This window comes from Arsenicicoccus sp. oral taxon 190 (genome assembly GCF_001189535.1).
In the GTDB taxonomy this organism is placed as follows: domain Bacteria; phylum Actinomycetota; class Actinomycetes; order Actinomycetales; family Dermatophilaceae; genus Arsenicicoccus.
In genome coordinates, this window is record NZ_CP012070.1 from 1,014,392 (window position 1) to 1,029,987 (window position 15,596).

Annotated in this window: 15 protein-coding genes and 1 pseudogene; 9 read left to right on the top strand and 7 right to left on the bottom strand. The window is 69.0% G+C overall.

Features of this window, described 5'->3' with window-relative positions:
• The first annotated feature begins 6 nt into the window (after nt 1-6).
• From ADJ73_RS04750 to ADJ73_RS04765, 4 genes are read left to right on the top strand one after another with little or no spacing between them, the layout of a single operon-like run.
• Nucleotides 7-1,527 carry a sugar ABC transporter ATP-binding protein gene (locus ADJ73_RS04750; protein ID WP_050347324.1) on the top strand — a complete coding sequence of 507 codons (1,521 nt, stop codon included), beginning with the start codon at nt 7-9 and terminating at the stop codon, nt 1,525-1,527.
• Complete coding sequence (locus ADJ73_RS04755; RefSeq protein ID WP_216593673.1) at nt 1,524-2,504, top strand: ABC transporter permease; 981 nt, start codon at nt 1,524-1,526, stop codon at nt 2,502-2,504. Before ADJ73_RS04750 ends, ADJ73_RS04755 begins: the two co-directional genes overlap by 4 nt.
• Nucleotides 2,501-3,484 (top strand): ABC transporter permease, encoded by a 984-nt coding sequence (locus ADJ73_RS04760; RefSeq protein ID WP_050347325.1) that lies wholly within the window; start codon nt 2,501-2,503, stop codon nt 3,482-3,484. Before ADJ73_RS04755 ends, ADJ73_RS04760 begins: the two co-directional genes overlap by 4 nt.
• Nucleotides 3,485-3,497: 13 nt before the next feature.
• The gene (locus ADJ73_RS04765) at nt 3,498-4,742 is read left to right on the top strand and encodes a Gfo/Idh/MocA family protein (protein ID WP_019284500.1); all 1,245 of its coding nucleotides are present in this window, start codon (nt 3,498-3,500) and stop codon (nt 4,740-4,742) included.
• Between the two features lie 205 nt (nt 4,743-4,947).
• Here the strand turns inward: ADJ73_RS04765 and ADJ73_RS16875 are convergent, their stop codons facing one another.
• On the bottom strand, nt 4,948-5,100 hold the full coding sequence (locus tag ADJ73_RS16875) for a hypothetical protein (protein WP_019284501.1): 153 nt from the start codon (nt 5,098-5,100) through the stop codon (nt 4,948-4,950).
• A gap of 5 nt (nt 5,101-5,105) precedes the next feature.
• Nucleotides 5,106-6,410: pseudogene (locus tag ADJ73_RS16490) on the bottom strand (ISL3 family transposase); the annotation flags it as partial.
• 252 nt (nt 6,411-6,662) lie between these two features.
• Here ADJ73_RS16490 and ADJ73_RS04775 point away from each other — a divergent pair.
• The 4 genes from ADJ73_RS04775 (at nt 6,663) to ADJ73_RS16880 (ending at nt 9,626) form a co-directional block, all read left to right on the top strand.
• Nucleotides 6,663-7,118: a hypothetical protein gene (locus ADJ73_RS04775; protein WP_050347327.1), complete on the top strand. Its 456-nt coding sequence runs from the start codon at nt 6,663-6,665 to the stop codon at nt 7,116-7,118.
• Nucleotides 7,119-7,126: 8 nt separating this feature from the next.
• Entirely contained in the window at nt 7,127-7,834 is a 708-nt protein-coding gene (locus ADJ73_RS04780) for an ABC transporter ATP-binding protein (RefSeq protein WP_050347328.1), read from the top strand.
• 119 nt (nt 7,835-7,953) lie between these two features.
• Nucleotides 7,954-9,081, top strand: a complete 1,128-nt coding sequence (locus tag ADJ73_RS04785; protein WP_156188118.1) for a hypothetical protein — start codon at nt 7,954-7,956, stop codon at nt 9,079-9,081.
• The gene (locus ADJ73_RS16880) at nt 9,078-9,626 is read left to right on the top strand and encodes a hypothetical protein (protein ID WP_156188119.1); all 549 of its coding nucleotides are present in this window, start codon (nt 9,078-9,080) and stop codon (nt 9,624-9,626) included. The genes ADJ73_RS04785 and ADJ73_RS16880 overlap by 4 nt, the downstream gene beginning before the upstream one ends.
• Nucleotides 9,627-9,716: 90 nt before the next feature.
• On the opposite strand, the gene ADJ73_RS04790 is transcribed toward ADJ73_RS16880, so the two are convergent.
• From ADJ73_RS04790 to merA, 5 genes are all read right to left on the bottom strand, one after another.
• On the bottom strand, nt 9,717-10,295 hold the full coding sequence (locus ADJ73_RS04790; protein ID WP_050347330.1) for a recombinase family protein: 579 nt from the start codon (nt 10,293-10,295) through the stop codon (nt 9,717-9,719).
• Nucleotides 10,296-10,432: 137 nt separating this feature from the next.
• On the bottom strand, nt 10,433-11,251 hold the full coding sequence (locus tag ADJ73_RS04795) for an AAA family ATPase (protein WP_013882285.1): 819 nt from the start codon (nt 11,249-11,251) through the stop codon (nt 10,433-10,435).
• Nucleotides 11,248-12,657: a Mu transposase C-terminal domain-containing protein gene (locus ADJ73_RS04800; protein WP_013882286.1), complete on the bottom strand. Its 1,410-nt coding sequence runs from the start codon at nt 12,655-12,657 to the stop codon at nt 11,248-11,250. The genes ADJ73_RS04795 and ADJ73_RS04800 overlap by 4 nt, the downstream gene beginning before the upstream one ends.
• Nucleotides 12,658-12,661: 4 nt before the next feature.
• On the bottom strand, nt 12,662-13,234 hold the full coding sequence (locus tag ADJ73_RS04805) for a recombinase family protein (RefSeq protein WP_441293938.1): 573 nt from the start codon (nt 13,232-13,234) through the stop codon (nt 12,662-12,664).
• 399 nt (nt 13,235-13,633) lie between these two features.
• The gene (merA, locus tag ADJ73_RS04810; RefSeq protein WP_048700091.1) at nt 13,634-15,022 is read right to left on the bottom strand and encodes a mercury(II) reductase; all 1,389 of its coding nucleotides are present in this window, start codon (nt 15,020-15,022) and stop codon (nt 13,634-13,636) included.
• A gap of 98 nt (nt 15,023-15,120) precedes the next feature.
• Between merA and ADJ73_RS04815 the strand changes: the two genes are divergently transcribed.
• Entirely contained in the window at nt 15,121-15,510 is a 390-nt protein-coding gene (locus tag ADJ73_RS04815; RefSeq protein ID WP_019285885.1) for a heavy metal-responsive transcriptional regulator, read from the top strand.
• Nucleotides 15,511-15,596 lie beyond the last annotated feature (86 nt).

The window sequence follows — 15,596 nt, forward strand, 5'->3', positions numbered from 1 at the left end:
CCGCCCGTGCCCACCCCGCTGCTCGCCGTCAGGGACGCCACCAAGAGCTTCGGTGGCGTCCGGGCGCTGCGGGGCGCCTCGCTCGAGGTCACGGCGGGCGAGGTCCACGGCCTGCTCGGCCCCAACGGTTCCGGCAAGAGCACCCTCAACAAGGTCGTGGCGGGGTCGGTGCGGCCCGACTCCGCCACGATCCACCTCGACGGGGCCCCCGTCACGATCGACTCCCCGATGGCCGCCCACCGCCTCGGCATCAGCGCCGTCTATCAGCAGCTCAGCCTCGTGCCGCAGCTGTCGGTGGCGGACAACCTCGTGCTCGGCCTCGAGCCGACGCGGCTCGGTCTCGTCCGCGGGCGCCAGGCCCGCGAGCGCGCGGGTCAGATGCTCGACACCCTCCAGCCCGTCATGGGCTCACCGGTCCGCCTCGACGACCCGGTCCGCCGCCTGACGCCCGCCCAGCAGCAGCTCGTCGAGGTCGGCAAGGCCCTGCTGCGCGACCCGCGCATCCTCATCCTCGACGAGGCCACCGCGTCGCTGCACCGCGACCAGGTGGCGCTGCTGCGCGAGCTCGTCGAGGACCGCCGCCAGGCGGGGTGCTGCATCATCTTCGTCTCGCACCGCCTGCACGAGATCGTCGACTTCTGCGACCGGGCGACGATCCTGCGCTCGGGGTCGACCGTCGCCACCGTCGACGCCCGCACCACCACGCCCGACGAGATGATCCGCCTGATGGTGGGCGACGTCGGCGACGTGACCCGACGGGGCGCGCACGAGCCGACCGGGGACGTGCGCCTCCAGATGCACGAGCTCACCAGCCCCGGCATCGACGCGATCTCCCTGGCCGCCGAGCGCGGCGAGATCGTGGGGCTCGGCGGCCTGCAGGGGCAGGGTCAGTCCGAGCTGCTGCTCACGCTCTTCGGCGCCATGCCCGCCACCTCGGGGACGGTGAGCGTCGACGGTCGCGAGGTCGACCTCTCCTCCCCGGTCACCGCGGCCCGCGCCGGCATCGCGCTCGTCCCCGGCGACCGCAACGCCCAGGGCCTGTTCGCCAAGCGCAGCGTCCAGGACAACATCTCGATCGCCAGCGTCGGGCGGCGCGCCACGGCGGGCCTCACCCGTCAGGCCGTCGAGTCGTCGGTCGCGCGAGACATGGTGGAGCGCCTGCGGATCGCCGTCGGCAACCTCGGCCAGCCCGTCTCGACGCTGTCCGGCGGCAACGCGCAGAAGGTCGTCCTCGCCAAGTGGATCCTCAACGAGCCCGCCGTCCTGCTGCTCGACGACCCCACCAAGGGCGTCGACATCGGCGCCAAGGAGGAGATCTATCGGATCATCCGCTCCCTCGCCGACGACGGGGCGGTCGTGGTGATCAACTCCAGCGAGGACAGCGAGCTGGTCGCCCTGTGCGACCGGGTTCTCGTCCTCTACGAAGGGGCCGTCGTCGAGACCCTCGCCGCCGCCGACCTCACCGAGGAACGCCTCGTCGGCTCGTCCATGCGGGTGCCCGCCACCACCGCCGAGGAGGCCGAGTGACCACCCCCACCGTCGTGCCGTCCACCAACCCCGCGACCGCGCTGCTGCTGGCGCGCGTCTCGCGCAGCACGACCTGGCTCCTGCTCGCGGTGGCCATCGGCCTGAGCGCCGTGCTGCAGCCGGACTTCTTCTCGGCGTACTCCATCGCCTCGTCGTTCTCCGGCTTCCTGCCCCTCGTGCTGCTCGCCGTCGGGCAGGCCGTCGTGATCATCGGCGGCGGGCTGGACCTGTCCCTCGGCGCCTCCCTCGGCCTGGCGAGCGTCGTCGGGCTGCTGGTCATGGACGGTCAGGACGGCCGGCTGCCCCTCGGGGTCCTGGCCGCCCTCGCCACGGGTCTGGCCTGCGGCCTCGTCAACGGCCTCATCGTCGCGGTCGTCCGGCTGCAACCCCTCATCACGACCTTCGCGACGGCCTCGACCTTCACCGGCGCGACCCTGTGGGTGCTCCCCAAGCCCGGCGGCACCGTGCCCGCGGCACTCACCACCTCCTTCCGTATGGCGGTCGCCGGCCTCCCCGTCACCCTGCTGCTCACGCTGCTGCTGGGCCTGTCCTGGCTCCTGCTGCGCCGCACCCGTTTCATGCGCCACGTCTATGCCATCGGCGGGGACGTCCAGGCGTCCTACGCCTCGCTCGTCCCGGTCACCCGCACCCAGATCTCCACCTATGCCTTCGCCGGCACCTTCGCCGGGCTCGCCGCCGTCGCCGTCCTGGCCAACAGCGGCTCCGGAGACCCCTATGTCGGTGGGGACTTCGCGCTCAACTCCGTCGCCGCCGTCGTCATCGGCGGCGTCGCGCTCCGCGGGGGCGAGGGCGGGGCGATCGGCGCGATCGCCGGCGCCGTCGTGCTCTCCCTGGTCAGCAGCATCCTGTTCTTCCTCAGCATACCGACGACCTATCGCCAGCTCGCCCAAGGACTCGTCGTCATCGGTGCCCTGGCCCTGTCCGCCCTGAGCGCCCGCGGGCAGGAGGCAGCATGAGCACGCTCGCCACCGAGAGCCGCACCGCCCCCGCCCGGCGGGTCCTCACCAACCCCGTGGTCGTCGCGTTCCTGCTCGCCGTCGCGCTGGTCGTCGTGGGGGAGATCGTCTCGCCGGGGTTCGGGTCCTACGGCCAGGTCGTGTCGATGCTGCGCGTGGCGTCCTTCCTCGGCGTCATCGCGATCGGGCAGACGCTGGTCATCCTCAGCGGCGGCGAGGGCATCGACCTCAGCGTCGGCAAGGTCGCCACCCTCGCTGCCATCATCGCCTCGCGGCAGATGCAGGGTGACGACGGGGGGATCCTGTGGGGCGTCCTCCTCGCGGTCGTCGTCGCCGCCGCGATCGGGCTGGTCAACGGCATCGGCGTCGTCTACCTGCGCATCCCGCCGTTCGTGATGACGCTCGGCATGCTCGGGGTCGTCCAGGGCATCGTCCTCGCCTACACCAAGGGGGCCGCCGACGGCCGGGCGGCTCCGGCACTGGTCGGCGCCGTCAACGGCGAGCTGCTGCTCGGCATACCCGGTGTCCTGCTGCTGTGGCTCGCGCTGGGGCTGCTGGTCACCCTGATCCTGCGGCGCAGCACCTATGGACTGAGCCTGTATGCCGTCGGCGCCAACCGCCTGGCCGCGCGGCTCTCCGGGATCCGGGTCAACCGCACGGTGATCCTGGCCTACGTCCTGTCGTCCGTCTTCGCGGCGCTCGGCGGGATCCTGATGGTGGGCTACACCGAGACCGTGTTCCTCAACCTCGCCGACGGGCTCGCGCTGCCGTCGATCGCCGCCGTCATCATCGGCGGCACCCTCATCTCCGGCGGCGTGGGCAGCTATGCCGGCAGCGCCGTCGGCGCCATCGTCCTCACCGTCCTCACCAGCCTCCTCACCACCATGAACATGTCGACGGCCAGCCGCACCGTCGTCAACGGCCTCGTCCTCATCGCCCTGCTGGCCGTCTACGGCCGGCAACGTCGCCTCCGCAGCTGAGAAGGGAACTCCCATGCAACGCAAGGTCCTCGGTGTCGGCCTGATCGGCGCCGGCTTCATCGGCCAGTTCCACGTGCGGTCGTGGACCCGCGTCCGCGACGCCGACATCGTCGCCATCGGGTCGCGGACGCTGGCGTCGGCGCAGGCCCTCGCCGAGGAGGCCGAGACGCTCGGGGTGGGGACCGGGGTCACGGCATACGACGACGTCGCGTCCCTGGTGCGAGACGAGCGCGTCGAGGCCGTCTGGGTCCTCACCCCCAACGACACCCGCGTCGAGGTGGTCCGCGCCATCTGCGACGAGGTGCGCGCCGGCCGGTCCTCGCTGCGGGCCATCGCCATCGAGAAGCCACTCGCCCGCACCCTCGGCGAGGCCAAGCAGGTGCTCGCGATGATCGAGGAGGCCGGCCTGCTTCACGGCTACCTCGAGAACCAGCTCTATGCGCCATCCATCACCCGCGCCCACGACCTGCTGTGGAAGCGCGGCGCGGCCGCCGCCGGCAACCCCTATCTCGCGCGCTGCGCCGAGGAGCACTCCGGCCCGCACAAGGCGTGGTTCTGGGACGGGGTCAAGCAGGGCGGCGGCGTCCTCAACGACATGATGTGCCACAGCGTCGAGGCGGGCCGCTACCTGCTCACCCCGCCCGGCGTCGACCCCTCCACCTGGCTCACGCCGGTCAGCGTCTCTGCGTCGATCCAGTCGCTGAAGTGGAGCCGGCCCCGCTATGCGGAAGAGCTCCTGTCGGCCTATCCCGGCGCACCGGACTACCGCTCGCGCCCGTCCGAGGACTACGCGCGGGCGAACTTCGAGTTCGTGAACGGCGACGGCGAGACCGTCATCGCCGAGGGCACCACGTCCTGGAGCTTCGTCGGCGCGGGGCTGCGGCTGAGCTTCGAGCTGCTTGGGCCGGAGTACTCCATGTCCGCCGACACCCTCGACACCGAGGCCAAGGTCTTCTTCTCCCGCGCGCTGACCCAGAGCGAGGGCGAGGACCTCGTCGAGAAGCAGAACGCCGAGCAGGGGCTGATGCCGCTCGTGTCGGACGAGGCGCTGGCCTACGGCTACACCGACGAGAACACGCGTCTGGCGACGTGCTTCCTGCGCGGCGAGCAACCCGTCGAGACCCTCGCCAACGGGGTGGCGGTGGTGGAGCTGCTGATGGCGGCCTACCTGTCCGCGCAGACCGGCAGGACCGTCACCTTCCCTGTCGACCTCGACGACTTCGTCCCGGACGTGGCGCGAGGCACGTGGAAGCCCTAGCCAGGCGCGTGCGGGTCGTCCGGGCGGGTCGTGCGCTCCGACGTGGCTCGCGTGCGCACCGAGGGGGCGCAGATGACGCGGACGACGGCGTGTCGCGCGAACTTTGTGCCCCCTCGCCGGGCTGACCTCTCGGTCCTGAGGTGCAGGCAGCCTGGGGGTGACCAGTGGGGCGGGCGCCCACGCATCACGGCTCGCCTCGAGCAGGTCAGCAGCTGACGAACCCGGCGACGTTCTTCTTGTAGGTGCACACGTCCAGCCGGACGTTCTTGGGGGAGTGGAGGCTGGCCGTGTCGCCCGTGTTGTTCCACTTGTGGAAGCCCTGCTTCCAGTAGAACGCGGCGCCGCGGTTGGTGCCCACGCCGGTCCGCCGGCGATGAGCAGGCAGCGTAGGCGGTAGTTGGTGCGGTTGCGGAAGCCTCGGGCGATGCGGCGGTGGAGCTCGATGAGGCCGTTGATGCCTTCGGTGCCGCCGTTGCTGGCGCCGTTGGTGTCGAAGTATGCTAGGAGGGGTTCGGCCCACTGCTTCAAGGTCTTGCCGAGGCGTGTGACTTCGGGGATGGGGCAGGTCGGCAGGATCTTCAGAATTCGCTCAGCGCGGGCGCGGCCTGCCGCGGGGGTCGGGGCGTGGAACAGGGCGCGGACGTCTTGGGCGACCTGCCACGCGATCTGCACCTCGATGTGGGCGTCGTTGGCGGCGAACGCCGCCGTCAGGCGGGCGTGCTGCTTGTCGGTGAGGTTCTCGACCCCGGCGCGCAGGATCGTGCGGATCCCGTACAACGGGTCGCCGGTGCGGCCGCGGTGCCCGAGGGTGTCTTGCTGGACGCGGCGCCGCACGTCGTCCACACACGCGGTGGCGAGCTTGACGACGTGGAACGCGTCGACCACGGCGACGGCGTCGGTCAGGTGCTCGCTGATCGCGTTCTTGTACCCGTGAAAGGGGTCCAGCGTCGCGACCTTCACGCCCGCACGGAATCTCGTGCCGCGCCGGGTGAGCCAGTCGCCGTACACCGTCCCGGACCGGCCCGGGACGAGGTCGAGGAGGCGGGCGTGCACGATGCCGTGCTCGTCGCGGGTCAGGTCGACCATCCCGGTCAGCATCTTCGGACCCCGCACCCGCTGGTCCACGTGGTGCCACACATGCTCGTCGACACCGAGCATGGTCACCCCGTCGAACCGGGACGGGTCCGCGTCGAGGGCGGCCAGGCGCGCCTTGACGGCTCGCCACACGGTGTTCCAGTCAACGCCGAGCTGGCGCGCCAGGCCGGCGACCGTGGCGTGCTCGCGCCGCATCTGCGTCACCGCCCACTCGACGGCCCGGGTGCTCAGCAGCGCGCGCGGCCCCGCAACGGCGTCGTTCTGCTCACTGAAAGTGCCTGCCCCGCAGGCTGGTTCGGGGCAGAGGTACCGGCGCTTGACCCACACCAGCCGCACCGGCCGACCGAACGAGGGGACGTCGACCAGGGTCACGTCGTGACGGTCGTGGGCGTGCGCGACCACCCCGCACACCGGGCACCCCGCCACATCCGGCAGCGACTCGACCCGCACCACCAACCGACCCTGAGCCTGCCCGTCGACGACGTCGAGCACCCGCATCCCGGGCAGGCCCAACCACGTATCGCACGACGAGCACGAACCAACACCAGAGCACAGCGAAGTAGAGTCAGGCACAGTCGAGGTCCTTCGGCGATCGGACGAGGTAAGAGTCCTCCGATCCTGCCAGGGACCTCGACCCCTACCCCAACCCCCACCGGGCCGCCATGCTCAACCCACACTCAGGTCGGAAGAGCCAGATTCGAGCGTGGTGACGCTCCTCGGCTCCTCCTGACATGGAGTCCTGTATTGAGCCCCGCAGCCTGATTGGCTGTTATGTTCCGGCTCGGACCAATGACGGTCCACTAGGGGAGAAGGCAGGAGCACTTCATGTCGATTCTGAACCGGCGAGCCACACGGACGAGTGTGGTCGCCCTCGTCGCCGCAGGAGCCCTCACGATGGGGGCAAACGCGGCGTATGCCAGTTACACAAGCAAGGTCGACTGGGGCAAGATCGGAGACCAGTACACTGGCCAGGCCTACGGCAACATCCAGAATGAGAACCAGACGACGCTCTACGTGGGGAACTGGCACCGGGCGGTGACCACCGGAACCTACAACTACGACGAGGCCTGGCCCACGTGGTACCTGGACGGCGGTGGAACGGACATCGATCCGGCCAAGGAGACGGGCCGTACTTCGTCCACAGCGTTCCAGTGGCAGGTGCTGCGCTTCCCGCTGGTGTCGACTGCCAGCAAGGTCCGAGCAACGATCCAGACCTGCCTGGACATCTCCTACCGCCCGGACTCCTGTAGCTCGCAGGCCGTTCCGTCCTTCACGTACTAGGTCGGACCTTGCTCGTTTTCGATCACGTCACTCAGCGCTTCGGGTCAACCGAGGCGCTGAGTGACGTCTCTCTGCGTCTCGAGGCCGCGGTGGTCGGCCTCGTCGGCGTGAACGGAGCCGGCAAGTCCACGCTCATGAAACTAGCCGTGGGCCAAATCGCCCCGACCAAGGGCTCGGTGGCGATCGATGGCACTGACCCCTTCAGCAGGCTGGGGCGTCTGGGCTACTGCCCCCAAGAGGCCGACCTTCCGGCGCACTTCACCTGCTCCGAGTTCTTGACATACCTCGGATGGCTGCGGAAGGTCCCCAAGAGGTCTCGAGCGACTCAAGCCAAAGAGGCGCTCCGGTCCGTCGACCTGGAGAGCCGCGCAAACGACCGGATCGCGCATTTGTCTGGTGGGATGCGCAGACGGCTCTTGATCGCCCAAGCGCTAATGGGCGAGCCGAATTGGGTGCTACTAGACGAACCGACCACAGGGCTTGATCCCGAGCAGCGAGCCTCGATCAGAAGCCTGCTCAGCGGCCTGAGCGTGAACTGCAACATCCTGGTAAGCAGTCACATCATCGAGGATGTAGCAGTGTTGGCAGATCATGTCGTCTTCCTGTACGACGGCCGGGTCTGTCACGAAGAGCCCTCACAACGCGGCCGGGATGCGGCTTCGCTAGAGCGCTTGTTTCTCGAAGCCATCATGCAGCAGCGAAGGGTAGCGACGTGAGGGCCGCGCTTCGTTCCCGCGTTGCGTGGGTCACTGCCCTAGCCGCTGTCATCACCTGCGCAACGGTTGCCTTGAATCGATCCGCTCAGTGGCGTGGGGAGTGGGGCCGCACCCTCGGGATGACCGAGTCGATTCTGGTCCTCCTCGGACCGGCCGTCGCTGCTGGATGCGCATTCGCATGTGCTCAGTTCCGAGGGCTGAACGAGGCTTTGGTACTGCCGACGGCAACGCGACGAACACAAGCCGTGCTAGCACCAGCCCTGGCGCCTGCTGCGGTCGGGCTGTTTGTGTGGCTCATCGTTTCGACAACGATGCTGGTTGTTACCGCCTCCTACTCTCCAACCGACACCGTCAATGTCGTCGCCGTCTGTCGCGCTCTGCCGCTGTACTGCTTCAACGCGGTCCTAGGAGTAGCGCTCGGCACCTTCTTGCGCCCTGTTCCAGCCAGTCTGGGCGCGGCTGCCGTGTCATACGGTTTGCTTATAGCCGTCACCCGGGACACACACCTTTCCTTCCTCGGCCCGTACGCCGTCACTGGCTCTGTAGCCCAGTGGGAACCCGATACGCGCGTCCTCTCCATGCACTTCGGGATGCTCATCCTGGTGAACTTGGGCTTGCTCTGGATCGTCAGCGGTACAAAGCAGAGGAGCCGCCTGCTTCTCGTCGCGACGGGATCCGTCGCACTTCTTGTGGTCGGTGGTTTGTCGCTCACCGAAGCCGCGCAGCGCACCATCTGGGTCCCGCGTGAGCCTCTGCAATACTCCTGTGAGGGTGACCCCATCCAAGTCTGTTTCGTGCTCGGAAATACCCGCCAAACCGGGCAGTGGGCTGTCGCTATCAACCGCGCCGCGCGACGCCTCGACGGACTAGGACTATCGGTTCCTTCTCGGTACCAGCAGTTTCCTCCAAATGGCGGGAGCCACAGTGTCGGCGTGCTTCAAGTCAGCACGCTCAACGTCAACTTCGATCCCCCCGACCCCACTGACGTGGTGTCGTCCATTGCTGGGCCATCAGACTGCGGGATGCTCGGCAACGGCGCTTGGCAGATCGTCAGAAGTATCTTGGCCGAGTGGCTGATGTCGCAGGTCGAACCTGGCTACCGCACTGGCGACCCCAGCCTGCAGGCTTGGATGAACATGACGACCAAGGAACAGCAGGCATCGTGGGCACGACGCACGCAGGCCCAACTACAGTCCTGCTCCGCTATGCCGTCGCTCCCATTCAAGCTGGACATGCCGAACCCATGATCGCGCTCAAGGCGCAAAAGCTGTCATTAGTGTTGGCTTCGATCGCACTACAGATCGTCGTATTGGGACTTGCAGGCCCAGAGATTGACCTGCCGTTGAGCAAGGTTCCGTTGCCCACCGTAGTGGCCTGGTGCCTGCCGGCGGCCCTCACCGTAGGCCTGTGCGTGGAGTCACATCTTGAGGGATGGAACTGGTTCAACCCAGTCAGGGTCGGTGGGCTGCAATCTCTCTGTGCTGCTACCGCCGCCCTCGCCTCCCTCGGCCTCTATCGGATTTTCGTAGCATCTTGGCCCAGTGAGCACGTCATAGCTCTGTGGTGGGCCTTCGCGGCGATTGGTTTAGTGAGCCGATTCTTCGTCGGCGAAGGCGCATGGTTTCTGACCTTGATCGTCTCTCTCGCATGCTTCTACGATCTGGCCACCCCGGACTCCATCATCTCGAACGTTTTGGACACCTCCGCTGGCACAGTAGCCGCACTCAGCATCTTTGTAGCATTCGTATGCTTTGGTTTACGCCTCGCCCCTGCCTTTAGCGTCAGGGTGTGAGTTATCAAGCACTCCTTTGGAGGACGTCGTCTCGGTCCGTGGTGTTGCGGTCTGGCGCTTTGATCCTCGCCTACTCGCCGCCCTGCTGGCTCAGGCGGTTCCTGCGCGTTGGATGGCGCGGTAGACGGTGGAGCGGCCGACGCTGAAGAGCTCAGCGAGGTCGGTGCTGGTGTGGGTGCCGTCGCGCCACAGCGTGACCAGGTGCTTCTCCTGGTTGGGGGTGAGTTTGGGCTGCTTGCCGCGCAGGCGGCCTTTGGCCTTGGCGACGGCCATGCCTTCTCGGGTCCGGGCGCGGGCGAGGTCGGCTTCGAATTCGGCGACCATGGCCAGCACGTTGAACAGGAGCCGTCCGACGGGGTCGGTGGGGTCGTGCAGGGAGCCGCCGAGGTTGAGCTTGACGCTGCGCGAGGTGAGCTCGTCGACGATGTCGCGGGCGTCGGGGACGGAACGGGCGAGCCGGTCAAGCTTGGTGACCACGAAGGTGTCGCCGGCGCGGCAGGCAGCTAGCGCCTCGCGCAGCCCGGGTCGGGCGCGGTTGGTGCCAGTGAGCCCGTGGTCGACGTAGATGCGGTTCGGGTCCACCCCCAGAGCGGTGAGAGCCTGACGCTGCGCGGTGAGGTCTTGGTCGGCAGTCGAGACCCGGGCGTATCCGATGCTTAAGGCAGCCATTCGCCCAGTGTCACCGGTTAGCCCCCGATGACCGGGCATTTTCGCGGGCGGGTTGTACGGGACGCGCCCGCGAGCACGGCTTGGTGTGTGACCTTCGCCGGTAGGTGGCGGCCTGCGGCAGCCGATTCCTGGCGGGCTCACTCGACCCCGATGACGAGGGTGCTCGCGGCGGCTTCGACGACGTCGTTGGTGATGGTCTGCAGCTCGTTGATTCTCAGTACGCGTTCGATCTGGGGGAAGAGTCGTTCCAGGAGGCGGAAGTTGCCGCGGGTGATGCGGCTGATCGCGGCGATGGCCTGGGCGTCGGTGAAGTCGTCGGGGTTGAGAGTCTTGCTGAGGGTGCGCCAGTGGCGTTGCAGGACGAAGAGGAGCTCGTCGTTGCTCAGGGGGCGGTACTGGTGGGCGAACCCGACGCGGCTGTAGAACTGGGGGTAGTGGCTGAACTGCTTCTCCAGGCCCGGCATGCCGATGAGGATCAGGGCGATCTGGTCGCGGTCGTAGCGGTCCCGTAGGAGCTCGAGCGCGGTGGGGCTGAGACGTTCGGACTCGTCGACGATGACGAGCTGGACGTAGTTGGTGGTGCGCCGGGCGCCGCCCCGGTCCACAGGGGCGCGGCCCGGGGCTTCAAGGTGCTGCTGGATGCAGATGCTGGTGCGCGTGATGATCCGGTCCAGGTCCTCGCGTAGCAGCCGCGGGGTGGTCAGGACCCCGGGGGTGTAGAGGGCGGTGCGGTTCTTGGCCAGGGCGGCGTAGACCTTGGCGTCGTCGTCGCTGCGTGGGCCCCAGGCGGTGACCAACTCGTGGGCTTGGTCCCAGTGGGCGTAGCGGCGGGCGGAGACCGTCTTGCCGACCCCGGCCGGTCCGAAGCACAGCCCGATGGTGCGCCCTCGCCGGACGGAGTCGGCGAACTCGGTGAAGCGGCGGTGCTCCTTGGTCACGATGAAGCGTTCGCTCACCGTAGGTCCTCCTTGTAGACCTTGAGCTTCACCGGGCCCGAGGCTGGGGTCCGTGGCGGCAGTGGCCTGGCACGGGGGTCGGTTGTGTGGGCGCCGACCATGGCGATCCGCTCGTTGATGCCTCGGCGCAGCGCGCGGCGGCGGGCGTTGCGGGCGGCCTGGACTTCCTTGAGGCTGATCTGGCGCCCGTGGTGGTCCTGGTCGACGGCGGCGCACAGGAACTGGTCGTGGTCGAAGACGCGGATCTCGGTGATGTCTCTGGGGTCGTAGCGGATGACCACGGGGCGCCCGACGAAGCCGGCGAGGGTCGGGGAGACGTAGCGCAGGCCCTGGAAGTGGACGCCGTCGCGGCGCACCGTTCTGGATCGGGCCACGCTGAGCAGCAGCCCGTCCAGAGCCTGGAGGCTGTCGGGGGTGCGTGGCAGCCACCCGTCGGCGATCCACGCCGCCCGCGGCGAGATGCCGAGCTCGCTGTGGGTGCGGTCGTTGTAGTCCAGGACGAACGCCCCGACCACGCCGTCCAGGTCGGCCAAGGACAGGGCCGGCGCCGGCCAGCGCCCGGCACCGTGGTGGAGGTGTCCGGGCAGGGTGGTGAGCAACTCGGTGTTGACGGTTCCAAAGAACCGCTCGACCTTGCCCCGCCCCTGTGGTCGGGCGACGGCGGAGTGGATTAGGCGGATGTGCAGGTCGACGGTGGTGCGGGCCAGGTGGTCGCTGGTGAAGTCCGACCCATGGTCGACGTAGAGCACCTCGGGGATCCCGCACATCGGCCACCGTGGGTCGCTCTTGTGCCAGATCGCCTGCCGTAACGCCAAGGCGGTGTTCATCGTGGCCGGCGCGCCGAAGAAGACCATGTACCCGCAGATCGCGCGCGAGCAGTCGTCCATGACGACGGTCAGCCACGGCCGGGCCGGCTTGCCATCCGTGCCGACGAGCACGATGTCCAGCAGGGTGTGGTCGGCCTGCCACATCGCGTTGGGCCGGTCCGCCGCCCGGCGCACCGCGAGCTCGTACTTGTCCCGGTAGGAGCCTGGTCCCTCAAGGGCGAGGGTGACCATGCCGGGGTCCAGGGCGGTGATGATCGAGCGGACGACGCCGTAGGACGGGACCGGCCAGTCGGCGCCGGCGCAGACCTTCACCACCGTCCGGTGGATCGCGGCGATTGGTGGGCGGGGCCGGGTCAGGCCCAGCCCTTCGATCAGCGTGACGAGTTCCGCCGGCAGACGGTGCCCGCCGACGTCCGCCCGCGGTGTCCGGTCCAGGGCGGCCAGGCCGCCTGCGCGGTAGCGGGCGTGCCAGCGTTCCAGCGTGCGCACACCCAGGCCGTGATGCCGGGCCAGCGCGGCGAGCGGGACCTGGTCCTCGACATGCAGCCGCAGGATCTGCCACCGCCCGCCCGCATCCACGTTGCTACACGGCGCTCGTGGCTCGTCGCGGCGAGGCCGGCGCAGCGGGTGGGCGGTTCAGTGCCCGGTAGATCGTGGTGCGGGAAACCCCGAGCACCTCACCGATCTGGGCGACCGTCATGTCCTTCTGCTCATACATCCGCCGGGCCGCCCGGACCTGGTCGCCGGACAGCGCCGAGGGGCGCCCACCGGTGCGGCCCCGTGCGCGGGCGGCCTCCAGGCCGGCGTTGGTCCGCTCCCGGATCAGGTCGCGCTCGAACTCGGCCAGGGCGGCGAAGACGTGGAAGACCAACCGTCCTCCTGGGGAGGTCGTGTCGATCGTCTCCTGCAGGGACCGGAACCCCACGCCGCGGTCGGATAGGACCTGCAGCTGGTCGATCAGGTGCCGGATCGACCGGCCCAGCCGATCCAGGCGCCACACCACCAGGGTGTCCCCTGGACGCAGCTGGTCGAGCAGCTTGTCCAGCTCGGGGCGCTGCTGCAGCGATCCGGAGATCGTGTCGACGAACACCCGGTAGCACCCCGCCCGATTCAGGGCGTCGATCTGCAACGCCGCGTCCTGATCAGCGGTGGACACGCGCGCGTACCCCAGCAGATGCCCCACCGGTCGAGCGTAGCGAAACTCATCCCCACCGGGAAGTTCCGAACCGTAGATTTCGGCACTGAGTTCCGCTACACGATCCGGGTCGATGTCAGACCTCACCGGAATCTCGACTCCGGTGTAGCGGAAACGTTCGTTTCCGGCGATGGCGTGAGACGGTCGGCGGCAGCGCCTGGTTCGGCTCAGCGCGGAACGGCGGGCGGCCCAGAGCGCCCAGCCGCCGCCAGGTGTAGAACCGGGCGTGTGGCTGAGCTCGGCGGCATGGGGCCGAAGCTGGCCACAGCATCCGGGTCGCGAGCGACAGTGCCGGGTTTGGTGCGGTCAGCACATAGCGCGGCCGGAATGACAGCGGGGGCGTCGAGGGCGCTGGACCGGTCAGGCGCAGCAGGACGTCGGCAAATGGTTGCGGAACAGCCCTGCGGCGATCCGCAGGCTCTCGGCCATGGTCAGGTAGGGCGCCCAGGTGTCTGCGAGGTCGTCGACCGTCATGCCGGTTCTGATGGCGTAGGTCGCGGCGAGCATGATCTCGCCGGCACCGTCGGCGAGGGCGTGCACCCCCAGGACCTTGCCTGTTGTGGCGTCGGCGACGATCTTCACGGCCCCTCGGGTGTCGCGGTTGACCAGGGCGCGCGGGACCTCTGAGAGGTTCAGTACTCGGGACCTGCAGTCGTGGCCGCGCTCGAGGGTCTCCTTCTCGCTCAGCCCGGCCGAGGCGAGCTGGGGGTTGGTGAAGACCACGGTGGGCAGGCCGGTGTAGTCGACCCGCGCCCCAGGACCGTCCGGGCCGGTCAGTGCGTTGGTGGCGGCGGCGCGGCCTGCGGCGGCGGCGACGTAGACGTACTGCGGGGCACCGGACACGTCGCCTGCGGCGTAGACGCGCGGGTTGGTCGTGCGCTGGAACTCATCCGTGACGACGAAACCCCGCTCGTCGACGTCGACGCCGGCTGCGGCGAGCCCCAGCCCGTCGGTGCGGGCCGTGCGACCGGTGGCGATCAGCAGCCGTTCTGCGCGGACGGCAGCACCCGAGGCGGCCCGTACGACGACCTCGCCTCCGTCGACCGAGACGGCGACGGCGTGCTCCTCGAGGACACCGATGCCGTCCTCGGCAAAGACCGCACGCAGGCGTTCGGCCAGCTCCGGCTCGGCCCGGGGGGCCACGCGCCCGACCAGGGACACCCTCGCACCGAGACGGGCCAAGAGCTGCGCCTGCTCGAGCCCGACGTAGCCGCCACCGATCACCACCAGGGACCTCGGCACCTGCTCGAGTTCCATGGCCGTCGTCGACGTCAACCAGTCCACGCTGTCCAGACCCGCCAGCTCGGGCACCGCCGGCGCGGCCCCGGTGGCCACCACGTACGCCTGGGCGCGCAGCGGCTCGCCGTCGACCGCGAGCGTGTCGCGATCGAGGAACCTGGCGTGCCCAGGCACGACCTCGAACGCATAGGCGGCGGCGACGTGGGCGTACTTCGTACTGCGCATGCGCTCGACGAGCTCGTCCTTCTGGTGAACCAGCGCTCGTAGGTCTACGCCACCTGCGGACGTGGGAGCGCCGTCGAAGGGATTGGTCAGGGCGGAGTGTCGGGCGCCGGCGGCCGCCAGGAGCGTCTTGGACGGCACGCAGCCGATGTTCACGCAGGTCCCACCGAGAACGCCGCGCTCGATCAGGACCACGGTGTGCCCAGTCTGCCGAGCGGTGATCGCAGCCGCCATCGCCGCACCACCGGAGCCGACCACCGCCAGGTCCACGTCATAGCCCGCGCTCATGCCAGATCCCTTCGTCGTCGGTCCTGCTCCAGGCGCCAGCCTGGACCTTCTAGCGCACTGGAAGGTCAAGGCCGGTAGGCTCGGCAGCTGGAGGCGATGTGCGTATCGGAGAGCTGGCCCAGGCGAGCGGCACCACGACCAAGACGCTGCGCTACTACGAACAGGCAGGGCTCCTCCCGGCGCCCGAGCGCACCACCACCGGCTACCGCGACTACGAGCCCGCGACCCTCCAGCGACTGAACTTCATCCGCCGTGGTCAGGCCGCCGGCCTGACCCTGGCGCAGATCCGAGAGGTGCTGCACGTACGAGACGCCGGTGCGGCGCCCTGCCACCACGTCCGCCAGCTGCTCGACAGCCGCGTCCACCAGCTCGACCGCCAGATCGCGGACCTTCAGGCGCTGCGCGAGAACGTCACCGAGCTGCGAGACGCCGCCGCCGCACCTGACCCCGGGGCCTGCGACCCGACCGACGTCTGTCGGTACCTCTGAGCCGCGACCGCCGTCCGCGCATCGGCAGCAGGCCAGGGGGCGGCCGAGAACCGTGACCGGCAATCGCCCGCCGACGATGACCTTCT